The sequence below is a fragment of the Caulobacter flavus genome (assembly GCF_003722335.1).
GTDB classification, from domain to species: domain Bacteria; phylum Pseudomonadota; class Alphaproteobacteria; order Caulobacterales; family Caulobacteraceae; genus Caulobacter; species Caulobacter flavus.
Map to the genome: position 1 here is coordinate 4,255,217 of NZ_CP026100.1, position 21,358 is coordinate 4,276,574.

At 67.8% G+C, this 21,358-nt stretch carries 22 protein-coding genes and 1 pseudogene; 15 read left to right on the top strand and 8 right to left on the bottom strand.

The window, feature by feature from the left end; translation table 11 throughout:
- Window positions 1-51 precede the first annotated feature (51 nt).
- Together C1707_RS19255 and C1707_RS19260 are read left to right on the top strand one after the other, a co-directional pair.
- Entirely contained in the window at window positions 52-2,298 is a 2,247-nt protein-coding gene (locus C1707_RS19255; RefSeq protein WP_101712438.1) for a CHAT domain-containing protein, read from the top strand.
- Window positions 2,299-2,391: 93 nt separating this feature from the next.
- The gene (locus C1707_RS19260) at window positions 2,392-2,754 is read left to right on the top strand and encodes a copper resistance protein CopC (RefSeq protein ID WP_101712439.1); all 363 of its coding nucleotides are present in this window, start codon (window positions 2,392-2,394) and stop codon (window positions 2,752-2,754) included.
- A gap of 117 nt (window positions 2,755-2,871) precedes the next feature.
- Here C1707_RS19260 and C1707_RS19265 read toward each other — a convergent pair whose 3' ends face one another.
- Together C1707_RS19265 and C1707_RS19270 are read right to left on the bottom strand one after the other, a co-directional pair.
- The gene (locus C1707_RS19265; protein ID WP_101712440.1) at window positions 2,872-4,038 is read right to left on the bottom strand and encodes a copper resistance protein B; all 1,167 of its coding nucleotides are present in this window, start codon (window positions 4,036-4,038) and stop codon (window positions 2,872-2,874) included.
- Window positions 4,035-5,894, bottom strand: coding sequence for a copper resistance system multicopper oxidase (locus C1707_RS19270; protein ID WP_101712441.1), 1,860 nt, complete (start codon window positions 5,892-5,894; stop codon window positions 4,035-4,037). Before C1707_RS19270 ends, C1707_RS19265 begins: the two co-directional genes overlap by 4 nt.
- Before the next feature lie 373 nt (window positions 5,895-6,267).
- On the opposite strand from C1707_RS19270, the gene C1707_RS19275 reads away from it, so the two are divergent.
- Together C1707_RS19275 and C1707_RS19280 are read left to right on the top strand one after the other, a co-directional pair.
- Window positions 6,268-6,537 (top strand): metal-sensitive transcriptional regulator, encoded by a 270-nt coding sequence (locus C1707_RS19275; RefSeq protein ID WP_101712442.1) that lies wholly within the window; start codon window positions 6,268-6,270, stop codon window positions 6,535-6,537.
- 15 nt (window positions 6,538-6,552) lie between these two features.
- Window positions 6,553-7,038, top strand: a complete 486-nt coding sequence (locus C1707_RS19280; RefSeq protein ID WP_101712443.1) for a DUF305 domain-containing protein — start codon at window positions 6,553-6,555, stop codon at window positions 7,036-7,038.
- A 157-nt stretch (window positions 7,039-7,195) separates the two neighbouring features.
- On the opposite strand, the gene C1707_RS26495 is transcribed toward C1707_RS19280, so the two are convergent.
- Together C1707_RS26495 and C1707_RS19290 are read right to left on the bottom strand one after the other, a co-directional pair.
- Window positions 7,196-7,996 carry a PD-(D/E)XK nuclease domain-containing protein gene (locus C1707_RS26495; RefSeq protein ID WP_205686790.1) on the bottom strand — a complete coding sequence of 267 codons (801 nt, stop codon included), beginning with the start codon at window positions 7,994-7,996 and terminating at the stop codon, window positions 7,196-7,198.
- A 110-nt stretch (window positions 7,997-8,106) separates the two neighbouring features.
- Window positions 8,107-9,027 (bottom strand): competence protein CoiA, encoded by a 921-nt coding sequence (locus C1707_RS19290; RefSeq protein WP_145998340.1) that lies wholly within the window; start codon window positions 9,025-9,027, stop codon window positions 8,107-8,109.
- A 151-nt stretch (window positions 9,028-9,178) separates the two neighbouring features.
- Between C1707_RS19290 and C1707_RS19295 the strand changes: the two genes are divergently transcribed.
- Genes C1707_RS19295 through C1707_RS19305 form a run of 3 tightly spaced genes read left to right on the top strand, consistent with a single transcriptional unit; the run spans window position 9,179 to window position 11,864 of the window.
- Window positions 9,179-9,718, top strand: coding sequence for a hypothetical protein (locus C1707_RS19295; protein WP_101712445.1), 540 nt, complete (start codon window positions 9,179-9,181; stop codon window positions 9,716-9,718).
- 10 nt (window positions 9,719-9,728) lie between these two features.
- Window positions 9,729-10,613, top strand: a complete 885-nt coding sequence (locus C1707_RS19300; RefSeq protein ID WP_101712446.1) for a hypothetical protein — start codon at window positions 9,729-9,731, stop codon at window positions 10,611-10,613.
- A gap of 45 nt (window positions 10,614-10,658) precedes the next feature.
- Window positions 10,659-11,864 carry a DUF932 domain-containing protein gene (locus C1707_RS19305; protein WP_101712447.1) on the top strand — a complete coding sequence of 402 codons (1,206 nt, stop codon included), beginning with the start codon at window positions 10,659-10,661 and terminating at the stop codon, window positions 11,862-11,864.
- 271 nt (window positions 11,865-12,135) lie between these two features.
- Here C1707_RS19305 and C1707_RS19310 read toward each other — a convergent pair whose 3' ends face one another.
- On the bottom strand, window positions 12,136-12,387 hold the full coding sequence (locus C1707_RS19310) for a DUF7662 domain-containing protein (RefSeq protein WP_101712448.1): 252 nt from the start codon (window positions 12,385-12,387) through the stop codon (window positions 12,136-12,138).
- 151 nt (window positions 12,388-12,538) lie between these two features.
- On the opposite strand from C1707_RS19310, the gene C1707_RS19315 reads away from it, so the two are divergent.
- The 3 genes from C1707_RS19315 to C1707_RS19325 all read left to right on the top strand — a co-directional run bounded on the left by C1707_RS19315 (window position 12,539) and on the right by C1707_RS19325 (window position 17,007).
- Complete coding sequence (locus tag C1707_RS19315) at window positions 12,539-14,602, top strand: ParB/RepB/Spo0J family partition protein (RefSeq protein ID WP_101712449.1); 2,064 nt, start codon at window positions 12,539-12,541, stop codon at window positions 14,600-14,602.
- A gap of 84 nt (window positions 14,603-14,686) precedes the next feature.
- Window positions 14,687-15,739, top strand: a complete 1,053-nt coding sequence (locus tag C1707_RS19320; RefSeq protein WP_101712450.1) for a DUF7146 domain-containing protein — start codon at window positions 14,687-14,689, stop codon at window positions 15,737-15,739.
- Between the two features lie 332 nt (window positions 15,740-16,071).
- Entirely contained in the window at window positions 16,072-17,007 is a 936-nt protein-coding gene (locus C1707_RS19325; RefSeq protein WP_101712451.1) for a DUF2493 domain-containing protein, read from the top strand.
- 104 nt (window positions 17,008-17,111) lie between these two features.
- On the opposite strand, the gene C1707_RS19330 is transcribed toward C1707_RS19325, so the two are convergent.
- Window positions 17,112-17,342 (bottom strand): hypothetical protein, encoded by a 231-nt coding sequence (locus C1707_RS19330; protein WP_101712452.1) that lies wholly within the window; start codon window positions 17,340-17,342, stop codon window positions 17,112-17,114.
- 120 nt (window positions 17,343-17,462) lie between these two features.
- On the opposite strand from C1707_RS19330, the gene dinB reads away from it, so the two are divergent.
- The gene (gene dinB, locus C1707_RS19335) at window positions 17,463-18,539 is read left to right on the top strand and encodes a DNA polymerase IV (protein ID WP_101712453.1); all 1,077 of its coding nucleotides are present in this window, start codon (window positions 17,463-17,465) and stop codon (window positions 18,537-18,539) included.
- 4 nt (window positions 18,540-18,543) lie between these two features.
- On the opposite strand, the gene C1707_RS26800 is transcribed toward dinB, so the two are convergent.
- A complete protein-coding gene (locus tag C1707_RS26800; RefSeq protein ID WP_240633748.1) occupies window positions 18,544-18,912 on the bottom strand; it encodes an MmcQ/YjbR family DNA-binding protein in 369 nt (122 codons plus the stop codon).
- Window positions 18,913-19,093: 181 nt separating this feature from the next.
- Window positions 19,094-19,333: pseudogene (locus C1707_RS27225) on the bottom strand (DUF736 family protein); the annotation flags it as partial.
- Between the two features lie 333 nt (window positions 19,334-19,666).
- On the opposite strand from C1707_RS27225, the gene C1707_RS19345 reads away from it, so the two are divergent.
- The 4 genes from C1707_RS19345 to C1707_RS26810 all read left to right on the top strand — a co-directional run bounded on the left by C1707_RS19345 (window position 19,667) and on the right by C1707_RS26810 (window position 21,285).
- On the top strand, window positions 19,667-19,996 hold the full coding sequence (locus C1707_RS19345) for a DUF736 domain-containing protein (RefSeq protein WP_101712455.1): 330 nt from the start codon (window positions 19,667-19,669) through the stop codon (window positions 19,994-19,996).
- Window positions 19,997-20,116: 120 nt separating this feature from the next.
- Complete coding sequence (locus tag C1707_RS19350; protein ID WP_101712456.1) at window positions 20,117-20,401, top strand: DNA -binding domain-containing protein; 285 nt, start codon at window positions 20,117-20,119, stop codon at window positions 20,399-20,401.
- A 115-nt stretch (window positions 20,402-20,516) separates the two neighbouring features.
- Entirely contained in the window at window positions 20,517-20,873 is a 357-nt protein-coding gene (locus C1707_RS26805) for a transcriptional regulator domain-containing protein (protein WP_219619866.1), read from the top strand.
- 43 nt (window positions 20,874-20,916) lie between these two features.
- Window positions 20,917-21,285: a DUF2285 domain-containing protein gene (locus C1707_RS26810; RefSeq protein WP_180896914.1), complete on the top strand. Its 369-nt coding sequence runs from the start codon at window positions 20,917-20,919 to the stop codon at window positions 21,283-21,285.
- The last annotated feature ends 73 nt before the right edge of the window (window positions 21,286-21,358 follow it).

The following is a 21,358-nucleotide window of genomic DNA, read 5'->3' on the forward strand; positions in this document are numbered from 1 at the left end:
TTGAAAACGGCGGTTTCAAACCTAGACGGTTGGGCCAGGAAGGATCCGCCCGTGCCGCCCAGAGACCCGCTCAAGATCAGCTATGTTCTCGTCCTGCCCGAAACCGACGGGGACGACACCTCTCCGTTCCAAGGCTTTTCCGCCGGCTGGACCGGCTTGATCGGATTTGTCGAACAGCTCGCAACGCTGCCGGCCGACATCGCCGAGAACAAAGCCCCGATCGATGGCTTGATCTCCCAACGCATGGGCGGCGCACGCATGCTGTCCTGGACGCCGGTGAACATCGACGCGCTCGAGCAGATTCCCGCGCGCCTGCTCGGCTACTTCGTCGTCGCTTTTACCGCAGACCCCGCGACCGCCGCCCGTGTCGAAGCCTGGCGCGCCCATCAGACGATCAAACCTCTCCATGTGAGCTCAACCAAGGTCGAAGGCGCGGTCGCGGCCGATGAGTTCGACGAGGAGCGCCTGGTGGCGCACCTGCGCCAGGTGCTCCAGACGCATGGCGATCAGCTCGACGAGCGCCGGCGTATCTTCGCCGCCGCCATGCTCGACGACTACGTCATGCGCGCGCCCGAGCCGTCGGGTCTGAAGATGGATGGCCACAACATGCTGCTCGGAGACCAGATGTCCCTGACCCGGGCCGGCCGCAGCTTCGAGGAAGGCGAGCCCTTCCAAGGACGCGCCGAGACCGACTACGACACCAAGACCCTGGAAACTCTTCGCGCGGTGTTCGCCGCTCGCGATCGCGCCGGCCTCGACAATATGCACCGGCTGATCCTGGTCCACCCGGAGCTGTGGCTGGTCGAGCCGGCGCTGTTTCGCTGGGCCTATCAGCGCATCGACTGGCGCAAGGCGCCCGACCGGGCCTCGGCCGAGGTCGTCAAAATGCTCCAGCAGCAGTCCGGCTTTCTGATGACGAGCCCTGACCTGGAACAGTTCTTCGCCTCAGCCGCAGCCCAGGAGACCCTGCGGGTTCGCCAGGGCGAGCTTCACCTCTTCATGGCGACGGTCGGCCTGGCGGCGGCATCGACGACCTCGGCGGTCATGCGGCTGCGACCAGCGGTCAATCGCGTCTACCCCCTGCTGTCGGCCTATGCCCGTAGCGTGCGATCCAACAAGGCCGAGTCCAAGCACAAGGCCCGGCGCCTGTTCGGGGAGATCCAGGAAGCGCTCAGCCAAGCCGTGGGCCCAGAGCGCATGGCGTTCCTCGACAACGAAGTCACAGGCCCGGTGAAGATCGTCGCCGATCCGCCGATCGAATGGCTGCCGATCCGCGGCCTGCCACTGATGCTGCGCCACCAGTGCTCGCGCATCAACGCCACCCCCGGCAATCTGATGATCGGCGAGCTCGCCACCAATCAGCCCACGACCGTCGCGCCCCAGACCGTCCAGGACATCCTCGTCGTCTCCTCGTTCCTGCCGCACGACCCCTTGCGCAACGTGATGGCCAAGGCCCTTGAGGCGATGGCTCCCCAGCTTGACAGGCTCAAAATCAAGCATGTCCACATCTCGACGGTCGAGGCGTTCGAAGCCGAACTCAACGCCTTCACGGGCGCGGTGATGGTGTTCGACGGTCACGGCTGGCTCGACGACGGCCATGGCGTCAGCACCCTGATGATCGGCGACACCCCGCTCGACGTCTGGAGCCTACGCGGTCGCGTGCGTCCCCCGCCGATCGTGCTCCTCAGCGCCTGCGACACCCATGGCGCCGATGCGGCCTCGCACGCCACCGTCGGCAACGGCTTCCTGGCCATGGGCTCGCTCACGGTCATGGCGACCCTGCTGCCCGTGGGCGGGCAGGAAGCGGCCCAATTCATCGCTCGCTTTCTCTATCGGCTCGCCGCGTTCATTCCCGACGCCCTGGCGGCCCGTCACCGCGTCCTCAACTGGACAGAGATCGTCACGGGCATGCAGCGGATGATCGTCACCAGCGAGATCCTCGATGGGCTAGTCAACAAGGCCGACGGTCCTTTTACGGCCAGAGGCCGCATCCAGTCCGCCGCCAACCTGAACATCAACACCGGCAAGCCCGACTGGTACGAACGCCTGCTGGCCGACATCGCCAGACATCGCGGCGAAACCGTGGAAGCCGTCACTACCCTGGCTGAGCGGGTCGTCGCCCGTAGCGAGGCGATCCGCTACATCCAGCTTGGTCACCCCGAGAACATCCTGATCGACGATGGCGGCATCCACGCCGCCGTCGTGCCCGAACCCCTCAGGGACATCGGCGCCATCGGCGTGGATCCCGCCTATCCGGCCCGGCGCGAGGAGGACGGCGCACCTGCGCAAGACGCATAAGACCGCGCCGCCGCGCCTGGCCCCGCCGCCATGAGGGGCCCAACCCATCCCTGCGTATTGAAGGGTAGTGTTCCCCCGCATGAGGTAGTCCCCATGACCTATCGCTCCACCGTCGCGGCCGCCGCCGCTCTGATCCTCGGTGCCGCGCTCGCCACCGCCGCCAGCGCCGAAATCAAGCTCGTCCAGTCCGCCCCCGCCGCCAACACCGTGGTGGCGACGACCAAGTCCGTCAGCCTGACCTTCAGCGAAAAGCTGGCGCCCGGCGCCAACCTGCAGCTCTCCATGCCCGAGCACGGCATGAAGATGGGCATGAAGACCACCGTCTCGCCCGACGGCATGACCCTGATCGGCACGCCCGAAAGCGCGCTGACCAGCGGTGGCTACAAGGTCGCCTGGACGGCCGCCGGCGCCGACGGCAAGAAGATGGCCGGCCAGGTCAGCTTCAAGGTCAACTAAGCCTCCCAGCCCCAGGCCCCAAAGCAAAGGAGCGGCGCCCCGAAAGGATCGCCGCTCCTTTTTTTGTTCACGCAAGGCCCGTCCGGAGGCTGGACCGGACGGGACTCTGCGGAAACCTTAGAACCAGGCTCGCAAACCGACCACGAAGGTCGTGTCTCGCGTGGAACGACCAAGCGCCTTGGCCAGATCAGCGGTTCCACCGAACTGCCGCTCGTGCGAAACGCCGATATAGGGCGCAAACTCCCGACGGATCTCATAGCGCAGCCGCAGGCCAAACTCGCCATCGGTCAGCCCCGCCGCCACGCCCTGACGAGGCACGTCTTGCGCCGCGAACTCCAGCTCGGCGCGAGGCTGCAAGACCAGCCGCTGAGTCAGCCGCAGATCGTAGCTGCCTTCGAGCCGCGCGAAGGCGTCGCCCTTGTCGGACAGGAACGCTGCGCCCTCGATCTCGAACCAGTACGGCAACATCGTATCGAAAGCCGCAGTCAGATAGGTGCGCGAGGCGCCCTCCCCGATGTCTTGACGAACACCGACTTGAACGTCGGTGTAGCGGGCGACCGCTCGGGAATAGAGGAGCTGAACCTCGCCCTTCTCAAGCTTGCCGCCGAACAGGCCATCGGCCTCCGTCTTGACGACGACCCGGTTGATGTCGCCGCCGTACCAGCCCTCGACATCCCAACGATAGCCGTCCTTGCCCGACTGAGGCGCCCATTCCAGAATGTTGGCGCGCAGCTGAGACACTCGCGCGCCGCCGTGCTCGAGAGCCAGCACTTGGCGGCTTCGAGCCATGGCGGCCGTGCCAAAGACCTTGTCGGCAGCAAAGTCCTTGGGCGGCTCGGGGATGGCCACCGGATCATCCGATACCGGCAATGGCCCCTGCTCTTCGGACATCGCACCAGCATCCGCAGCCGTGGCGTGGCCCGCATGAGGGTCGACGGCCGGCGCCATGCCGGGCATGCCCGACATATCGTGACCTGAATGGTCCTGCGCAGGCGCCGCTGCAGCCGGCTGGGCGGCCTGGTCCGGCTTAGCCGGCTGGGCCGTGGCCGACGGCGACATTCCGGGCATGGACGACATGTCGTGACCTGAATGGCCCTGCGCCGGCGCTGCGGCCGCCGGCTTGGCGGCCTGTGCGGGTTTGGCGGGCTTGGCGGGCTTGGCCGGCTTGGCCGCCGACGACGACATTCCCGGCATGGACGACATGTCGTGACCGGAGTGGTCTTGCGCCATGGCGGGAGCGGCGATGGCGGCGGGCGCCAGGGCGAGCATCAGGAGCCGGTTCATTGGGCGCCTCCATCCAGCGGGCGAACCGCGAACACCTGAAACATGCCGGCGTGCATGTGATAGAGCATGTGGCAGTGCATGGCCCAGTCGCCGGGCTCGGCCGTGAAGTCCCAGCTCACCTTGCCGCCGGGCGCGACGATCACCGTATGCTTGCGCGGCTGATGACCACGCGGACCGAACGCCAGTTCGAAGAAGTGGCCGTGCAGGTGAATCGGGTGGGCCATCATCGTGTCGTTGATCAGGGTCACGCGGACCCGCTCGCCCTTGGTGAAGGCGTAAGGCGCCGGATGGTCCGAATAGCGCTTGCCATCGAACCCCCACATGAACCGCTCCATGTTGCCCGTGAGATGGATTTCCAGCTCCCGCCCAGGCGGCCTTGGATCAGGGTTGGGCTCGAGCGCCACCAGATCACGATAGACCAGAACCCGATGGCCGACGCTCTCCAGGCCCTGGCCGGTGTCGCCCGTGCGGTCGATCGGCATGGGCGCAAGCATCTGTACGCCCGGGCCTAGCGGTACATTGGGCGCGTTGTCGGGATTGAGCATCGACATGTTCATGCCGGACATCCCCGACATGTCGCCCATCACGTCCGAACCCCGCGCCCGGGGCGGCGCCATGCCCGGCGCGGGTTTGGCCGCCTTGGCCATCGCGCCGTGCCCCATGGCCGCATGGTCCATGCCAGCCATGGACCCATGGTCCATCCCGGCCATGTCGCCACCGCCCATGCTGCTCATGTCCATGCCCATGTCGCGCATGGTCGCCAGCGGACGCTGGCGCAACGGCGGCACATCGGCGCTCATTCCCGCGCGCGGCGCCAAGGTAGCCCGGCCCATGCCCGAACGGTCGACGCTCTCGGCGACGATGGTGAAGGCCTTGTCTTGCGTCGGCGTGACGATGACGTCGTAGGTCTCGGCGTTGCCGATCTGGAACTCATCGACCTCGACGGGCCGCACGTTCTGGCCGTCGGCGGCGACCACCGTCAGCTTCAGACCCGGGATCCGCACGTTGAAAACCATCTGGGCCGCGGCGTTGATGAACCGCAGGCGAACCCGTTCGCCCGGCGTGAACAGCGCCGTCCAGTTGTCCTTGGGCCCATGGCCGTTGACCAGGTAGGTCTGCACCGCCCCGGTGATGTCGGAAATGTCGGTGGGGTCCATCAGCATCTTGGCCCACTCCCGGCGCTCGGCCAGGGTCTGGTCCTTGCCGGCCAGAAGGCCCGCGACGGTTTGCTTTTGGTAGTTAAAGGCCCCGCCCATCTGCTTGAGCCGGGTGAACACCATGTGCGGGTGCATGTCGCTGTGGTCCGACAGCACGATGACATGCTCGCGGTCCGCCACCACCGGATCAGCGCCCGCCGGCTCGATCACGATCGGCGCGTAGTGACCCACAGGTTCCTGCAGGCCCGAGTGGCTGTGGTACCAGTAGGTCCCCGACTGGATGACCGGGAACTCGTAGACAAAGGTCTCACCCGGCGCGATGCCTGGAAAGCTGACGCCCGGCACACCGTCCATCTCCGGCGGGACCAGCAGGCCGTGCCAGTGGATCGAGGTATCCTCGTCGAGCGTGTTGGTCACCTCGATCCGAACCCGCTGACCTTCCTTCAGACGCAGCAGAGGCCCAGGCACCGTGCCGTTGATGGTCACCGCGTGGGCCATCTTGCCGTCGATGCGGATCGGCGTGCGCCCGACCGTGAGCTTGATGGTCTCGCCCGACAGGGTCGGGAGGGTGGATGCGATGCCAGGCGTGGCGCTGCGGGCCCAGGCCGGCAAAAGCGCGGTGACGGCCGCACCGCCGCCCAGCAACGCCGCTCCACGGAGTATGGCGCGGCGGTCAAGAACAAGGGGACGCGGGGGCATCGGCGATCCTGTGGCAAAAGTCAGAACGGTGCGCCGGCGGGGATTCCGGCGCATATGGACGATTACGCAGCACCAGCGGCTGATCCCTCATCGTCGGTTCAAATGACCGGGCGGCATAGTCGCTTGAGGATGAAACCTCCTACCAAAACGCACGTCCCCTCGTGCGGCGCCCGCCGGCGCAATGCCAAGGACTTTTCCATCGGAGCACCGGGCGTGCCCCAACGCCAATCTGACCGTGAGCACCTGGCTTTTGGCGGACATTCGGCCCAATCCCCTGAGCGCGCAGGCGGTCATCTCAAGTGACCACAAAGGGAACGAACCGCCCTCAAGATGCCTTACCCATACCCATGCGGGGTATGGGTAGGAGGCCAGAATGCGAGACGCCGACACGATCTCCAAAGCGCTCAAGCGTATCTCAGGCCAAGTCCAGGGCGTGGGCAAGATGGTAGAGGACGGCCGCTATTGCATCGACATTCTCTATCAGTTGCATGCGGTCAAAGCGGCCCTCTCCAAAGTCGAGACCCAGGTCCTGAAGTCCCACGCAGCCTGCTGCGTCGCGCAGGCCATCCAGTCGGGAGACCCCGACCAACAACGTCAGAAATTCGATGAACTGATCGAGGTCTTCGCCAAGGCGAAGCTCTAACCCGGAGGCAAGACCATGTCCCACCAAGACCACAACAGCTCAAGTCAAGACAACAAGACGCGCCCCTACCTGTTGTTTTGGCTAAATATGATCCTTGGCCTAGTGGTCATGTATGTCGTCATGTTCAGCATGATCGATGGGACGGGCGATTTTAAGAACAACCTGAACATGGCCTACATGGCCGTGACCATGTGGGCGCCGATGGGCGTCTTCATGCTCCTGACCATGCCAGGCATGTTTCCCGACAAGCGCGCCAATATCCTGCTTATCGCGCTCTTCACCACCCTCACAGCCGGCTCGTTCTGGGCGACACGCGCCCAGGCCGGGATCGGTGACCGCCAGTTCGTCGCCTCGATGATCCCTCACCATTCGGGCGCCATCCTGATGTGCCGCGAGGCCAAGCTTGCTGATCCGGAACTGGTGACCCTGTGCGGCGATATCGTCAAAGCCCAGCGTCAGGAAATTCGGCAGATGGAACAGATCGGCGCACGCCTGCGCTAGCGAGCCGCCCGCCTGGAACTCGCTAGCGCCTCCGCGGTCGTAATGGGCAATTGAGTTGGTCACGCCCCTGGGGTCACCCTAATCGACGCTGGACGAACCCCATCAGGCCGCACTGAGGCTGATCAGCCTCCCAGGCGATCGCCAATGAAGGATCGGCTCAACTGAATGGGCCGACAATGATCACCTTGGCCCGCAGCGCCCCGTAATCGCGCTCGATGTCGGCGATCAGGCCCTTGGGGTTGGTGATGTAACCCTCCGGATCATGGACGAAGTAGACCAACGACCGCACGTCCGGGTGCTTGGGATAGCGGCCGATATCGATCAGCGCTTCGCCGCCGGTTTTGTTGTCCTTCAGATCCGGCCGGGTCATCTTGAGCTCGAAGGCGATGCCCTCGGCTTTCAGCAGAAAATCGATCTTGGCGCTTCCGCCCGCCACGGTCGGGGTGGGCTCCTCAGGGCGAATATCCTCAAAGTACAGACCCAGGATCGCGTGCATCAAATACTGCACGTCGTGCTCGTCCTCGACCATCAGCGCCGCCCGGTCCCCGCGCCGTTTCTGCAGCCGCTTGGCAAAGGCCGCGAAAGACCGGCAGATGTGCGCAAGCTGCGCCTCGGCGTCCACCAGCGCATCGGTCTGCATCGCCGGCGCATGCGGCAGGCCAAACTCCTCCAGCTCGCGGATGATGCTGGCCAGCAGCGCCTTGGCCGACAACAGACCGTCGCGATAACGCTCGGCGCTCGGACCATCGCCCTCGTCGCTGAACGCGAAGCTGTTGCGGTAGCTGATCGCGGCGAACTCTGCGTGGTGCGAGCTGTCAGGCTGGAAAATCTGGGCCAGCACGACCCGTGTGTGCCGCTGCCAGAACTTGAAGGTCGTGCTGAACCGCGCGTCGTCGAGCAGGCGATCGACCTCGTCGCGTTGCGCCTTAAGCTTGGCGATGGCGTCTTCGAGGGTCATGGCTTGGCCTTGCTACGGTAATCGGTCCGCTCAACGGCGGGGCGCGGACCCTGGCCCAAGTTCACGCCTCGAACAACGCCATTGCAGCGCTTGTCAGACGCCCCGATGCGTCAGTTGATGGGGTAGCCGGCGAAATCTTCAAACGGGCGGACCGGCCAGAGCAGGCGCTCCAGTTCGGCCGCGTCACGCGCCACCCTGGCCGCGTCGACAAACCGCCCCTGACTGGTGAAGCGACAACAGCGCAGGCCCGAGTCGTCGTAGACGCCCAGACGCCAGAGCCCAGCCTCGCCAAAGTCGATGAACACCGGCGCGCCCGCCGTCAGCCAGCCGCCCCGCGGCTGCTTCCAGACGAACTGATGGTGACCACGATAAGCCGCCTCAATGTCGCGCTTGATCCTGCCAAGCCCGCGTATCGTGCCGTACCGGACCTCCGATCGCGCCGCGGCGCGCCCCACCTGCGCCTCGAACTCCGAGCGTAGGTGGTAAAGCCCGCCGTGCGTGCCGTAGAGGCCAACCTTGGCCGGGACCCAGACCATGTCCTGGGCGATCGGCGCGTCCGGATCGGGCAGGATGTGATGGATCTCGAAGTTGGCCGCGAACGGCCGGCCGTCCAGCACCCATACCAGATTGTCGTAGAAAGCCTCGCGCGCGGCCAGCTCGTCGTCTCGCAGGGACGAATGCTGGAACTCCAGAATAAGGCCAGGCCCCGTCCGCACGTCGGCGCGGTGAATCTCCCCGCCCTGGGCCTCGTGCCTGATCTCCCGCCAGTCCTCGGGAAACTTCGCCTTCCACTCACGATGCCAGGCCGTCTCGTTTTCCCACCAGGGATCCCAGTCCCGGGGCGCGGCATGCGCCCAATGGGACGTCACCCGCCCGGTCTTGGCCACCATGGCCGCGCCGCACCCCAGGCAGCTCCCCCGGGCGTGGGGCGTCGGCGCCGCCGGCTGACCATCGACGATCGCCGTCGTCGCCATCCAGCCCCGGGTCGGGGCGTGCAGACGCCGGCAGGCGTTGCTGTCCAGCGCGATCACACCCATCCCCTCCCCGTATCGTTTCCCCCTGATCATCGCCTCCGGACGGCGCGCCTCGCAACCATCCCAACACTCAAGCTGGCGATTGACGGGGCTGAGCGCCAAGGCGTCCACTGATAAGGGAATCAGTAAGCGCCGGAGCCTCACGACCATGACCTCCACGTCCGCCGACGCGCTGGCGGTGATCATCTCGCCGGCCGCCGACAAACTCGCGAGGGTCCTGATCAAGGCTTCGCAAACAGCCCTCACCGGCGACCCGGAATTTGAGTACGACGCCCTGCTGACCGCCACGGGCCTGAGCCCGCGCGATCTGGCCGACGCCGCCGACGACCTGGAGGCGCGCGGCCTGATCGAGACCGAAGGCTTCGCCAACGGCCGTGAAACCCCGTTCGACGTCCTGGCCCCCACCAGCGCGCTGTTCGCCGCCCTCGACGGTGTTTTTGGGTCCAACAATCCGGAAATGGACGCCCGCCAGATCGCCGCCGACCTCCTGGCCGAGACCATTTCCGACAGCGTCCAGGCCGCGGCCAAGCACTACGGCTGGCCGCCCCGGCGGATGAATCCGGCCGTGACCTACCTGCTCCTGCACGACCTCCTCGTCGTGGATGAGCTTCTGGGCAGCGCCCCTTGGTGTCAGCACGGCATGCTCGCCACCCGCAAACTGCGCCGGTTCGTCGAAGGCGCCCTGTAAGATCCTGGCCATGAACCGCCCCGATCCGCCCTCGGACAACGCCGGCGACGCCCCCTCGGCCGAAGAGCTGCAGGATCTCGTCGACCAGCGCCTGGTCGCCCTGACCGAGACCCTGCCGCCGCCCCTGCGCGAAGACCCCCTCGACCTCGTTACCGGCCTTGGCAAGCTCGTCGCCAGCCTGGTTGGCGGGCCTGGCGGCACCTTTGGCGATCACTTCGCCGGCAAGCTCTTTCCACGCACCCTCAATGAACGCATGCGCGATTGTCTGGCCGCCACCATGCGGCGCGTCGAAGGGCACAATCACCGCCTGCGCCGCGTCGAACGCAAGATGTCGGACCTCGGCGCCCAACACCTCTCCCTGCTGCAGGAAGGCCTGGACGGCGCGGCCCGCGCGACCTCGAGTGAACGGATCGCCATTCTGGGCGCCATCATCGGCGACGGACTCTCCAGCGACGAACTTCAGGCCGAGTTCGAGCGAACCCATATCCGCCTGCTCAATAGTCTTACCGACCGCGATGTCGAAACCCTGCACGGCATCGCCGATCCGCGCCTGCGTCTCCGCGCCCGGGACTTCGGCCCGGACTTCGAGCGGCAGACGACCTACGCACGCGCGATCACGGCGATGAGCGACGCCCATCTGCGCAGTCTTGGCCTGATCAACGAGCCGACGAGCCTCGAACAGCGCCCCGCCCTCGGACGGGCCGCGCCCACGACGCGCATGCGCCAACACCCCACCGCTCTGACACCCCTCGGCCACAGCCTGATCCTGCGCCTACAAGAAGCGGCCGCGCCGGTGGACGGCGCTGCCGATCGGCCAGGCCTTGCCCCCCACCGGTCAGCGGACGAGGCCCCCGCCCCAGAGCAAGAGGAAAGCACCCGCGGGCGACGGGTCTAAGGGTCGAGAGAGAGGCTCTCGGCGGGCTCGTCAAGGAGCCCCGCCATGAACCGCCACCCCGCCGATCCGCGACAAGCTTCCGATGCGCCCGTCGCTGGCGCCTACGCCGTCGACATCACCCGAGGCCAACGTCTGGGCCGGGTGTCTTCGGAGTGGTTCAACCGCCCGGACGACGAACGTTTCCTCTCGCTGAGCGATCTCTACAAGTCACTGCGGGGCCGCGCCGAGCAGGCCCGCACCCGCGTCGTGCAGACCGCATCCCTGCGCGTGGAGGCCGGCCGTGACGATCCCGAGCGTCTCAGCCTGATCCTGCCGGACGGCGGCGATCGCATCGCCCCGACCCACTGGTCGTTCACCCAGCTCTGCGGTCTGGTCGGCGCCCCCGCCGGCTATCTGCGCGGCCTGCCCGCGCCCCTGGCCGGGGTCAATCTGCAGCATGGGCTGATCGATCACCGCCCCGAGCTGATCAAGACCCTGGAGACCGGCGACGGGCGTGTGGAACTGCGCGCGGTCACCGGTCCCGACTACGGCCGGATCTGGGACCACGAGCTGGTCGAGGCGGTCATGCGCATCGCCGGCGACGGCACGGGCGACACCCGTTGGAAGGTCCCAGGCCTGCTCGACTGGTCGACCATGACCCACAATCCCCACGTGGAGGTTACCAGGGACACCACCACCCTCTACGCCAGCGATCGCGACGTCTTCCTGTTCCTGGTCGACGACGCCCATCCGATCGAGGCTGGACGTCTGCCGAGCGGTGAACCCGACCTCTACTTCCGGGGCTTCTACTGCTGGAACAGCGAGGTCGGCTCCAAGACCCTGGGGATCGCCACCTTCTACCTGCGGGCGGTGTGCATGAACCGTAACATCTGGGGGGCGGAAGGCTTCCAGGAGCTGTCGATCCGCCACAGCAAATTCGCCGCCCGTCGGTTCGCCGGCCAGGCCGCGCCTGCCCTCGAGCGCTTTGCCACCTCCTCCTCGCGTGACTTCGTGGCCGGGATCGCGGCCGCGCGCGACGCCGTCGTCGCCCGCAAGGATGAGGATCGCGAGGTGGTCTTGCGCAAACGCGGGTTCTCCAAGACCGACACTGGCAAGATCATCGCCACGGTCCTGGCCGAAGAGGGCCGCCCGCCAGAGTCGATCTTCGATTTCGTCCAGGGCATCACCGCAGTGGCCCGTCAAAAGCCCCACCAGGACGCACGCCTGGAGCTTGAGGCCAAGGCCGGACGGCTGCTGGCGCTTGCCGGCTAGACGCCGACGCGACGATCCGGACCAGCGCGACCGCGACGATCCGGATCGTCGCCCAGCCGTAGACCCGCAGCCCCGGTGAGGCGAGCCGCCGTCGTTCCGCCGATACGGATTTACGAATAATCGCGCTTGCTGCGGCGCGGGGCTGTGGGCTCGCGGAGCCCCGGGTTTGCAGGGATGCGGGTCGGCGTACTTGCTTCAACACGTCCCCGCGACCAGCCGACTGTGCGTGAACCCGACAGTCCGCCAAGCCGCGCAGGCGCGGACGCGACGTTCAGACCTGCCGGCGGACGAACCGGACGCGCTCGGCCCCAGCCTCAGGGAAGGCGTCGTAGCCGGCCTCGCGCCAGGCCCGGGTCTGCACGTGGCGCCCCTGCGGATCGATCTGATTGGCCCACCATTGCGGACGCTGGGCGCTCTTGGGCAGCATCGCACCCAGGATCCGCTCGATCTCGGCAAAGCCCAGGTCAACGCTGTCGGTCTTCAGCCGACGCAGATAGCCGCCCAGCGGATCGTACTTGCCCATGGACGCCTCCTTGCGCCACGCGAGCGCCCGCGCAAAGCGGCCAAAACGCCGCGCCCGGTCCGGCCGCCCTCGAGCAAGAGGGCGGCCAAAGGCTCGTGACGGGTGAACCAGTCGAGAAGAGGTCTCGAACCGCCCGTCATGGAGCAAGTCCATGTCCAAGTCCAAGACCCCCACCCTCGTCCTCAGCCGCTCGCGCGACATCCCGTTCGACAAGCTGGTGCTGAGCCAGTCCAACGTTCGCCGCACCAAGGCCGGCGTTTCGATCGAGGAACTGGCCGAAGACATCGCCCGCCGCACCCTGCTGCAGAGCCTTAGCGTACGCCCCGTCATCGACGACGCCGGCGCCGAGACCGGCATGTTCGAGATTCCGGCCGGCGGTCGCCGCTACCGCGCGCTCGAGCTGCTGGTTAGCCAAAAGCGCCTGGCCCGCAACGCCCCGGTCCCCTGCGTGATCCGCACGGCTGGCCTGGCCGAGGAGGACAGCCTGGCCGAGAACACCCAGCGCGCCCCGCTGCACGCCCTGGACCAGTTCCGGGCTTTCCGCCTGATGACCGACAAGGGCCTGCCCGAGGAGGAGATCGCGGTGGCCTTCAACACCACCGCCGCCGTGGTCCGCCAGCGCATGCGGCTGGCGGCCGTCGCGCCCGCGCTGCAGGACCTCTATGCCGACGACGCCATGACCCTGGACCAGCTCATGGCCTTCACGGTCAATCCCGACCATGAGCGCCAGATCGCTGTCTGGGAAACCATCCAGAAGACCTACAACCGCGAAGCGCACCAGATCCGGCGCATGCTCACCGAGGGCGCCGTGCGCGCCAGCGATCGCCGCGCCCAATTCGTGCTCACCGAGTACCAGGACGCCGGCGGGCCGATCCTGCGTGACCTCTTCGAGGCCGACCAGGGCGGCTGGTTGAAGGACCCTGGTCTGGTCGAGCGTCTGGTTCTGGCCAAGCTCGAACGCGCGGCCGAACGGGTGCGGGCCGAGGGCTGGAAATGGGTCGAGACCGCCATCGACTTTCCCTACGGCCACACCTACGGCCTGCGTCGCCTCGACGGCGAACCGGCCCCTATGGATGAGGCCGAGATCGCCACGCTCGCAGCGCTCAAAGCCGAGTACGAAGGGCTCGAGGAAGCTCACGACGGCGCGGTCGACTACCCAGAAGCCGTCGATCTGCGGCTGGGCGAAATCGAGACGGCCATGGACGCTATCCGCGCCCGTCCGACCTGCTACGCGGGTCAGGATCTGGCGATCGGCGGCGTCTTCCTCAGCCTCGCTCCGGACGGCCAGCTGCGCCTCGAACGCGGTTACGTACTGCCCGAGGACGAGCCGTCGGTGGTGTCTGCTGACCCCGAGCCGGGCGAAGGCGACCTCGTCGACGGTGAGGAAACGTCCGACGAGGAGGCTGACGAAGATGAGACCGCCGAGCGTGAACACGTGGAAGACGCCGATCCGGGCCGCCCCCTGCCCGACCGGCTGATCACCGAGATGACCGTTCACCGCACGGTCGCTCTGCGCCTGGCCCTGTCCGAGGCCCCCGACGTGGCGTTCCTGGCGGCCCTGCACGTCCTGGCGCTGCAGGTCTTCAGCCGCGGCGCCTACGACTCCTGCCTGGAGATCAGCGCCAAGAGCGTCAGCTTCGCCATCCAGCCGGCGAACCTGGCCGAAACCCCGTGCGCGATAGCGCTCGAGGCCCGGCGCGAGGCCTGGGCTAAGCGCCTGCCTGCCGATCCGGGACGGATGTGGGAAACGCTCCTCGCCCTGGACGCCGCCGAACGCTGGGCGCTTTTCGCGCTCTGCGTCGGCCTGACCCTCAACGCCGTCAGCGAAGCCTGGAACGGGCGCCCGCGCGCCCTGGCCCATGCCGACGACCTGGCCCAGGCCCTCTGTCTGGACATGGTCTCGGCCGGATGGGCGCCCACCGCCGAGACCTTCCTGGGCCGCCTGACCAAGGCCCAGATCGTCCAGGTGATGACCGAGGCCAAGGGCGCGGCTGCGGCCGAGCCGCTGGCGGGCTTGAAAAAGGACGAAATGGTCGAGACCGCGGCCGAGGCGATGGCCGACAGCGGCTGGTTGCCCAAGGTCCTGCGCACGCGCGCCGCTTCGCCGGGGGGCGAAACGGCGGCTCTGGAGGGCGCACCGGCCATGGGCTCCGAGGCGCAACCGGGCGATCCTGATGATCGGTCGGCCGCCCCCCACGTCATGGCCGCCGAATAGGTCCGACGCCCCCCCACCCACGGACCTGACTTGGGACCCGCCGCCACCCCGGCGGGTCCCTTTTTCTTTTCCCGGGAGGCGTCGATGACGCTCACCGCCACCGACCTGGCGCGCCGCCTCGCCGATCGCGCCGAGGCCGTCTGCCGGCACTATCTCTCCAACGGCCGGCGAGAAGGCGCCTATTGGCTCGTCGGCGATGTCGCCAACACGCCGGGGCGTAGCCTCTATGTCCGACTGTCTGGCCCGCCATCCGGCCGCGGCGCCCAGGGCCGTTGGATGGATGCGGCCACCGGTCAGCATGGCGACTTGCTCGACCTTGTGGGGCTCGTCCTTGGCCACACCCGCCTTGGCGAGACCCTCCTAGAGGCGCGCCGATGGCTGGCCTTGCCCGACGCCCCGACCAACAGCCAGCCCAACCCGCGCCTCAAACCACAACGCTCTCGCGGATCAAGCGAGCGGGCGGCTCGCCGTCTTTACGCCATGGCCTCGCCCCTGCCGGGCACCTTGGGCGAAACCTACCTGCAGGCCCGAGGCCTCGACGCCCGGCTCGCCGCCGGCGTCTTGCGCTTTCACCCCAGCTGCTACTACCGCCCCACGACCACCGATCCGCCCGACACCCCGACGGCATGGCCGGCCATCATCGCCCCGGTGACCGATCTGGCCGGTCGCCAGACAGGCGCCCATCGCACCTGGCTCGATCGGCACGGACGCGGCAAGGCGCCCATCGTCACACCCAGGCGCGCGATGGGCGCGCTCGCCGGCGGCGGCGTCCGCTTTGGCCTGGCGCAGGACGTCCTGGCCGCTGGCGAAGGCCTCGAGACCATCCTGTCGCTGGGCGGGCTCGCCCCCGACCTCCCGCTCGTCGCCGCGCTCTCCTCGGCGCACCTGGCCGCCCTGGCGCTGCCGCCTTCGCTTCGCCGCCTCTATGTCGTCGTCGACCCTGATCCGGCCGGCCGCGCGGCCGCGCTCGCTCTGGCCCAACGCGCCGAGGCGGCGGGGATCCAGACGCGCGCCCTGAGCACCGACCTGGACGATCTCAACGACGCCTTGCGCCGGATGGGCCCTCGGGCCTTGGTCGCCCTTCTCGCATCACAGATCGCCCCCGAGGACCTGGTCCGCTTCCAGCCGGTCGCCTAGCCGCCTGCTCCGGCGCCAGACTGGTCGTGGACGGGTTGGCACACGCCCCCTGGGACCGTGCGCCACCTCGCGGTCTCCCGGCGAGACCAGGTCGCGCCCACGGCCTTCTAGAGGGCGATCGGGCGGGCGGCGTCGACGGCGCGCAACGCCGGGGCGGGACTGTTTTCCGCCGCCGAGCAGAGCTCGGCTTTGCATCGCCAGACAAAACAGTCCCGCCCCGGCGTCCTCCGCTGCGCTCCGGCCGCGGGCGGTGCGCGCCGCCGCCGCCGCCCGAGAGGGATCGCCACGAAGGTCGCGATGGGCGCGGCCTGATCCCCCAGGAGGACGCCGACATGGCCCTCGATCCCAGCTTCGATACGCCCGAACCCTTCCACGGCCAGTCGGCCACCGGCTATGCGCTCGACGCCCTGGCTCTCTTCGGACCGCCGTCCCTCGACGCCGACAGCGACACGCGTCCGCCCGCAGACCCTCTCGCCCTCACCGGCGTCGCGGCCGACGTCTTCGACGCCCTCGTCGCCACGCTCAGCGACACGCGCCTGGAACCCCTCCTGCCCGAACTGCTCTGGTCCGCGGTCGATCTCTTCCACCGCGCGGCCGACCGCCTGCAGCGCCGCCTGGACGGCAACGAGGACGCCCAGAAGCTCAGCCAGCAGCGCCAGGACGGCTCTGAGGTCGCCTCCGTCGAGCTCGAACGGCTCCTCGCCGAAGGCCAGCGCCTCCTCGACCAGCGTGATGGCCTCGAGCACCTTCGTGATGCGGCGGCGGCCGAGTTCCTGCGCCACACCGGCGCGGGCTGGACGCCCAAGGCCGGCTCGCGCGTCAACCGCGCCGCCCTGACCGCCTCGATGATCGACAGCCGCGACTTCCTGGCCGCGCGCCGTCGCGCCGAGACGCATGTCCTTGTCCCGCCTGGCCCCAAGATCGCCTTTACCGGGGGCGCGGCGTGCAACGACCACACCCGGATCTGGGAGGCGCTCGACCGCGTCCTGGCCAAGCACCCGGACATGACGCTGCTGCATGGCGGCGCGCCCACTGGCGCTGAACGCATCGCCGCCTGCTGGGCGGAAAACCGCCAGGTCACCCACATCGCCTTCAAGCCCGACTGGACGCGCCACGCCAAGGCAGCGCCCTTCAAGCGCAACGACCTGTTGCTGGAGACCCTGCCCCTGGGCGTCCTGGTGTTCCCCGGCTCTGGCATCCAGGCCAACCTGGCCGACAAGGCCCGCAAGCTGGGCATCCCCGTCTGGCGGTTCGACGGGGGCGCTTAGGCGCCTCCGCAAGACCATGCTGTGGCACGATGGCGCGCGCTGCAGCTGGCCCGATCAGCCGGGCCGCTGCAGCGCATCCTGCAGTCTGGTGCTGCCCTCGCCGCCTAGGCTTCGTCCGCAGGCTCCGGCCATACACGGACGCCATCGCGATGGATCAATTCGATCAAACCACCGTCCGTCCACACCTCGACCGCCGACGCCGAGCCATGCGCACGCAGCAAGGCGATTGCATGCAGGCGATAGGCGTCCTCGGTCAGGACCTGCAAGTCCATGGTCGTGGCGACCTGTTTGTCGCCCAGGCAAACAAAGGTGTAGCTGATCGTCGTCCCCGTCACCCCTGCCCCGATCTTTCCCCGACACGTGCGTTTGCGCCTGTCAGGTATCGCTCGCGCTCGACGGTCGCGGCAAGTGAAAAAGTTCCATTTTTGTTCCAGCACTGCTAACTTGCCGCCGTTATGGAATCTCCGCTGCGAAAGATCATTCATATCGACATGGACGCCTTCTACGCGTCCGTGGAACAGCGCGACGACCCCAGCCTCAGAGGGCGTCCAGTCGTGGTCGGCTCCCCCGCAGCACGGGGCGTTATCGCCGCGGCCAGCTACGAGGCGCGTACGTTCGGCGTTCGCTCCGCCATGCCTTCCTCGACGGCGCTGCGCAAATGCCCAGAGCTTGTTTTCGTGCCGCATCGCTTCGAGGTCTATCGCGCCGTTTCCCGCCAGATCCACGGGATCTTCGCCGACTACACTGACCTCATCGAACCGCTCTCGCTCGACGAAGCCTATCTCGATGTCACCGCCAACAAGGCCCACGTCGAAACCGCAACCCAGACAGCCCGGCTCATTCGCGAACGCATCCTCGCCGAAACCAGGCTGACGGCTTCGGCCGGGATCTCCTACAACAAGTTCCTGGCCAAGATGGCCAGCGACCAGAACAAACCCAATGGCCAGTTCGTCGTGGCGCCGGGCAAGGGCGAGGCCTTTGTTCAAACCCTGCCGATCGGACGCTTCTATGGCGTGGGCGAAAAGACCGAGGCGCGTATGAAGGCCTTGGGGATCCACACCGGCGAGGATCTCCACCGCCAATCCCTGCCCTTCCTCCAGCAGCACTTTGGCAAGTCCGGAGGATGGTTCTACGGCATCGCTCGCGGCGTGGATGAGCGTCCGGTCAATCCCGATCGCGAGCGCAAGTCCTCAGGCTCTGAGACCACCTTCGCCGAGGACCTGAGCGATCGCGCTCGTCTGGAGGCCGAGATCGAGGCGCTGGCCGACAAGGTCACCGCCTGGTGCCGGCAAGCCAAAGCCTACGGGCGCACCGTAACGGTGAAAATCAAGTACGCCGACTTCCAGCAAGCCACGCGCAGCCGCTCCATGCCAGGAGCGATCACCGACGGCGCGATCCTGAAAGGCTTGTGCCGCGATCTCGTCGGCTCGGTCTTTCCGCTACGCGCGGGCGTGCGCCTGCTCGGTGTCACGGTATCCAATTTCGAGGCGTCCGACCCGATCACGCAGGCTCAGCCGGCGTTGATCGCCTGACGCTTCAGCGCGCTTCCATCGCGGCGGAAACCGCGCTCAACACCGCCTCGGCGCTGGCGCGCGCGCCGCCATAAGCCAGGCCCCACGCCGCCGCCAGCACCTCGCCAGCGTCGGCCTCGTCCAGGGCTTTCAACTGCACCACCGTAACCCCGCGCTTGCCTCGCGGTCCCGGCTCGCGCGCAAGCGCACGGCTCTGGGCGATCAGCCGGATTTGGTCCGCCGCCCGGAGTTTGACGACAGCCCAGCCGGGCTCTGGCCAGTTCAACGTCGCAAACGCGCGCCCACGGACCTTGAAGACCTCGGTTTCCAGCACACAGACCTGGAGGACCGCCGGCAAGCTGGCGGCGGCGGCGCGGAACGCATTCGGGGTCATGCCGGCCCTCGTCTGGGTACAGAGGCGCCTTCAAGCCACGAGTCGGCGCCTGGTCGCGAGCGCCTTTTAACCCTGTTGGCCGTGATCGCCGATTGCGCGTTGGACCCATGCCCCCGCCCAGGCAAGCCAGCCGCCAGCACGGCTCAGGTCCTCGCGGCCTTGGGCGCTTAGGACGCGAACAGACCAGGGTGTGACCCTCGCCCATTTCGTCCTCGCAGAGCTTGGCGCTGATCGACGCCGAAAGGCTGACGCCCTCGCACCCGACCGACGGGTCGGCGCGGCCGTCGTTGATCTTCTGCGGCCAGGCGACGCCGACCTCGACGCATCCGACCCAGATACGGCGGCCGGGCAGGTTGTCGCCGGCGCGTCCGGTCACGGGCGTGAAACACCCGCGGCTGTCTCGCATCGCGCTGGCGATCACGCCTGCGCCTCTCGTCGCCGGTCTTCTTGAAGGCGCCGATGCTGGCCGACATCGTCATGCCTCCAGACCACGAACCCGGCGTCTTCGCGGCCTCTCGAAGGGGTGGATCTGGACGGGGTCGGCTACGCCTCGCGCGGCTGGGCGCAACGGCGACGGACGCCTTTCTTCCCCCGGGCCGAGCGGCCCGTTCCTCGCGCGACAACAAAGGCGTCCGCCACCGTCCTTCGCTGCGCTACGGCTTGGCAAGCCAAGTGCGTCGCCGCCCGCCCCGCCCGGTCGATCCCCATCGAGGCCGCGATGGTCGCGGGTTCGAGATCCAGAGGAACGACGACAATGGCCAGCATTGGCGCCTTCAAGAAGACCGGCGACGAGTACTACGGCGAAATCTTCACCCTCGAACTGCAAGTCACCGGCGTGCGCTTCACGCCCGTGACCGGACGCGGCGGCGACAACCCGCCCAGCCACCTCATCTATGTCGGTCGCGTCGAAATCGGCGTCGCCTGGCCGCAGAAGACCAACGACGGCCGCGCCTATCTTTCGGTCAAGCTCGATGACGCCAGCCTCTCGGCGCCGATCAACGCCAACCTCTACAAGGACGAAATGGGCGAAGACCACACCCTGATCTGGTCGCGCCCCAAGCCCCCCAAGGCCGTGAGGACCTGAGCCTTGCCGGCGGCCCCGCTCACCCGAGCGGGGCCATGGGCCCAACACGCAATCGGCTATGTCGTTATGGCATCACTTGGCGCTGCTCGGGCGCTCCCTTCGTGCGCGAACCCCGGTAAGATGAGCGCAAACAACCGCTGGAGTCGGCCCATGGCGGCGACGATCGCCGACACCCCACCCCACAGCCCCGCGCTGACCGACTACGATCGCGCGCATATCAAGACCTATCTGCGGCTGCTGGACGCCGAGGCGGCCGGTGCGGATTGGCGCGAGGTCGCCACGCTCGTTCTGGGCCAGGACGTCGAGGCCGACGCCGTCGCCGCGCAAGCGCGACACGCCAGTCACCTGGATCGAGCCCGCTGGCTGGTCGCCCACGGCTACAAGGGCCTGCTCCAGCCAGAGTGACGGGTGATGCCCCGGCGACATCACCCCATGCGCCCTTTTCGGCTTCCGACCGCGACCATGGGCGGGAATCGTCAGGGTCCGTCCTTTGTGTCGTTTGCTTCCCCGGACCTTCGCGATGCCGCCTGACGCGCTTCCGATCGAAGACTGGCGCAACACCGCCGCCTACGACTACCTCGATGATCTGACGCCCTCAGCGTTGGCGTGGGAGTGCTTGCGCCGAAATCAGGCCTACAATGCCGACCTGCGCGCCCTACAGGCGCCCGCCGCCCCAAGTCGAACGGAGGTGGCCGGCCGTTGGGGCCTGCGATTTCCCATACCCCACCACCACCAACGCCCGCGATCTGGCGACCGCCTGGACCCCGAACGCCGATCCTTCGATCCTCCTCTTCGCGCCCGCGCCCATCGGCCCCGGCCTGGACCCGACGATCAGCGCGCCCCTGCCGTCCCCGAGCCGCCGCGAGCCGGCGCCTGACGCCGACCACCTCGTCTTTGGCGCAGGCCCTCACGCCCACGTCGTGCGCCTTCTGGACGCCCTCACGCCCGGCCAGCCCGTCGCCGTCGTCGTCCCGCTCGATGCGGGCCTGAGCGCGCGCCTGGCCGCACTGGAACGGTTCGGCCGCTGGCGCCTGGGCGAGGCTGTGGCCGGCCTGCACGCGGCGCGCCTGACGCCCCACAAACAGCACCGCATTGGCCTGATGCTGCGCGCCGTCGACGCCCGCGCCGCCGGCGCCAGCCATCGCCAACTGGCTCAGGCGCTTTACGGCGCGCCTCGCGTCGCAGCCGAACCCTGGAAAACCTCATCCCTGCGCGACGCCACCCTGCGCCTGGCGCGCGACGGCGCCGTCCTTGTCACCCACGGCTATCGCCGCCTGCTGGCGCTCTGAGCTCACGGCTACCAGCAATTGGCGCAGGCCACGGGGTGCGAAAACACGTCCAGACCTTCGCACTCCCTCCCCA

Bases quoted from the DNA above. Each gene is read 5' to 3' on its own strand.
- C1707_RS19260 (WP_101712439.1), top strand. From the start codon at position 2,392: ATGACCTATCGCTCCACCGTCGCGGCCGCCGCCGCTCTGATCCTCGGT.
- C1707_RS19265 (WP_101712440.1), bottom strand. From the start codon at position 4,038: ATGAACCGGCTCCTGATGCTCGCCCTGGCGCCCGCCGCCATCGCCGCT.
- C1707_RS19270 (WP_101712441.1), bottom strand. From the start codon at position 5,894: ATGCCCCCGCGTCCCCTTGTTCTTGACCGCCGCGCCATACTCCGTGGA.
- C1707_RS19275 (WP_101712442.1), top strand. From the start codon at position 6,268: ATGCGAGACGCCGACACGATCTCCAAAGCGCTCAAGCGTATCTCAGGC.
- C1707_RS19280 (WP_101712443.1), top strand. From the start codon at position 6,553: ATGTCCCACCAAGACCACAACAGCTCAAGTCAAGACAACAAGACGCGC.
- C1707_RS26495 (WP_205686790.1), bottom strand. From the start codon at position 7,996: ATGACCCTCGAAGACGCCATCGCCAAGCTTAAGGCGCAACGCGACGAG.
- C1707_RS19295 (WP_101712445.1), top strand. From the start codon at position 9,179: ATGACCTCCACGTCCGCCGACGCGCTGGCGGTGATCATCTCGCCGGCC.
- C1707_RS19300 (WP_101712446.1), top strand. From the start codon at position 9,729: ATGAACCGCCCCGATCCGCCCTCGGACAACGCCGGCGACGCCCCCTCG.
- C1707_RS19305 (WP_101712447.1), top strand. From the start codon at position 10,659: ATGAACCGCCACCCCGCCGATCCGCGACAAGCTTCCGATGCGCCCGTC.
- C1707_RS19310 (WP_101712448.1), bottom strand. From the start codon at position 12,387: ATGGGCAAGTACGATCCGCTGGGCGGCTATCTGCGTCGGCTGAAGACC.
- C1707_RS19315 (WP_101712449.1), top strand. From the start codon at position 12,539: ATGTCCAAGTCCAAGACCCCCACCCTCGTCCTCAGCCGCTCGCGCGAC.
- C1707_RS19320 (WP_101712450.1), top strand. From the start codon at position 14,687: ATGACGCTCACCGCCACCGACCTGGCGCGCCGCCTCGCCGATCGCGCC.
- C1707_RS19325 (WP_101712451.1), top strand. From the start codon at position 16,072: ATGGCCCTCGATCCCAGCTTCGATACGCCCGAACCCTTCCACGGCCAG.
- dinB (WP_101712453.1), top strand. From the start codon at position 17,463: ATGGAATCTCCGCTGCGAAAGATCATTCATATCGACATGGACGCCTTC.
- C1707_RS26800 (WP_240633748.1), bottom strand. From the start codon at position 18,912: ATGACCCCGAATGCGTTCCGCGCCGCCGCCGCCAGCTTGCCGGCGGTC.
- C1707_RS19345 (WP_101712455.1), top strand. From the start codon at position 19,667: ATGGCCAGCATTGGCGCCTTCAAGAAGACCGGCGACGAGTACTACGGC.
- C1707_RS19350 (WP_101712456.1), top strand. From the start codon at position 20,117: ATGAGCGCAAACAACCGCTGGAGTCGGCCCATGGCGGCGACGATCGCC.
- C1707_RS26805 (WP_219619866.1), top strand. From the start codon at position 20,517: ATGCCGCCTGACGCGCTTCCGATCGAAGACTGGCGCAACACCGCCGCC.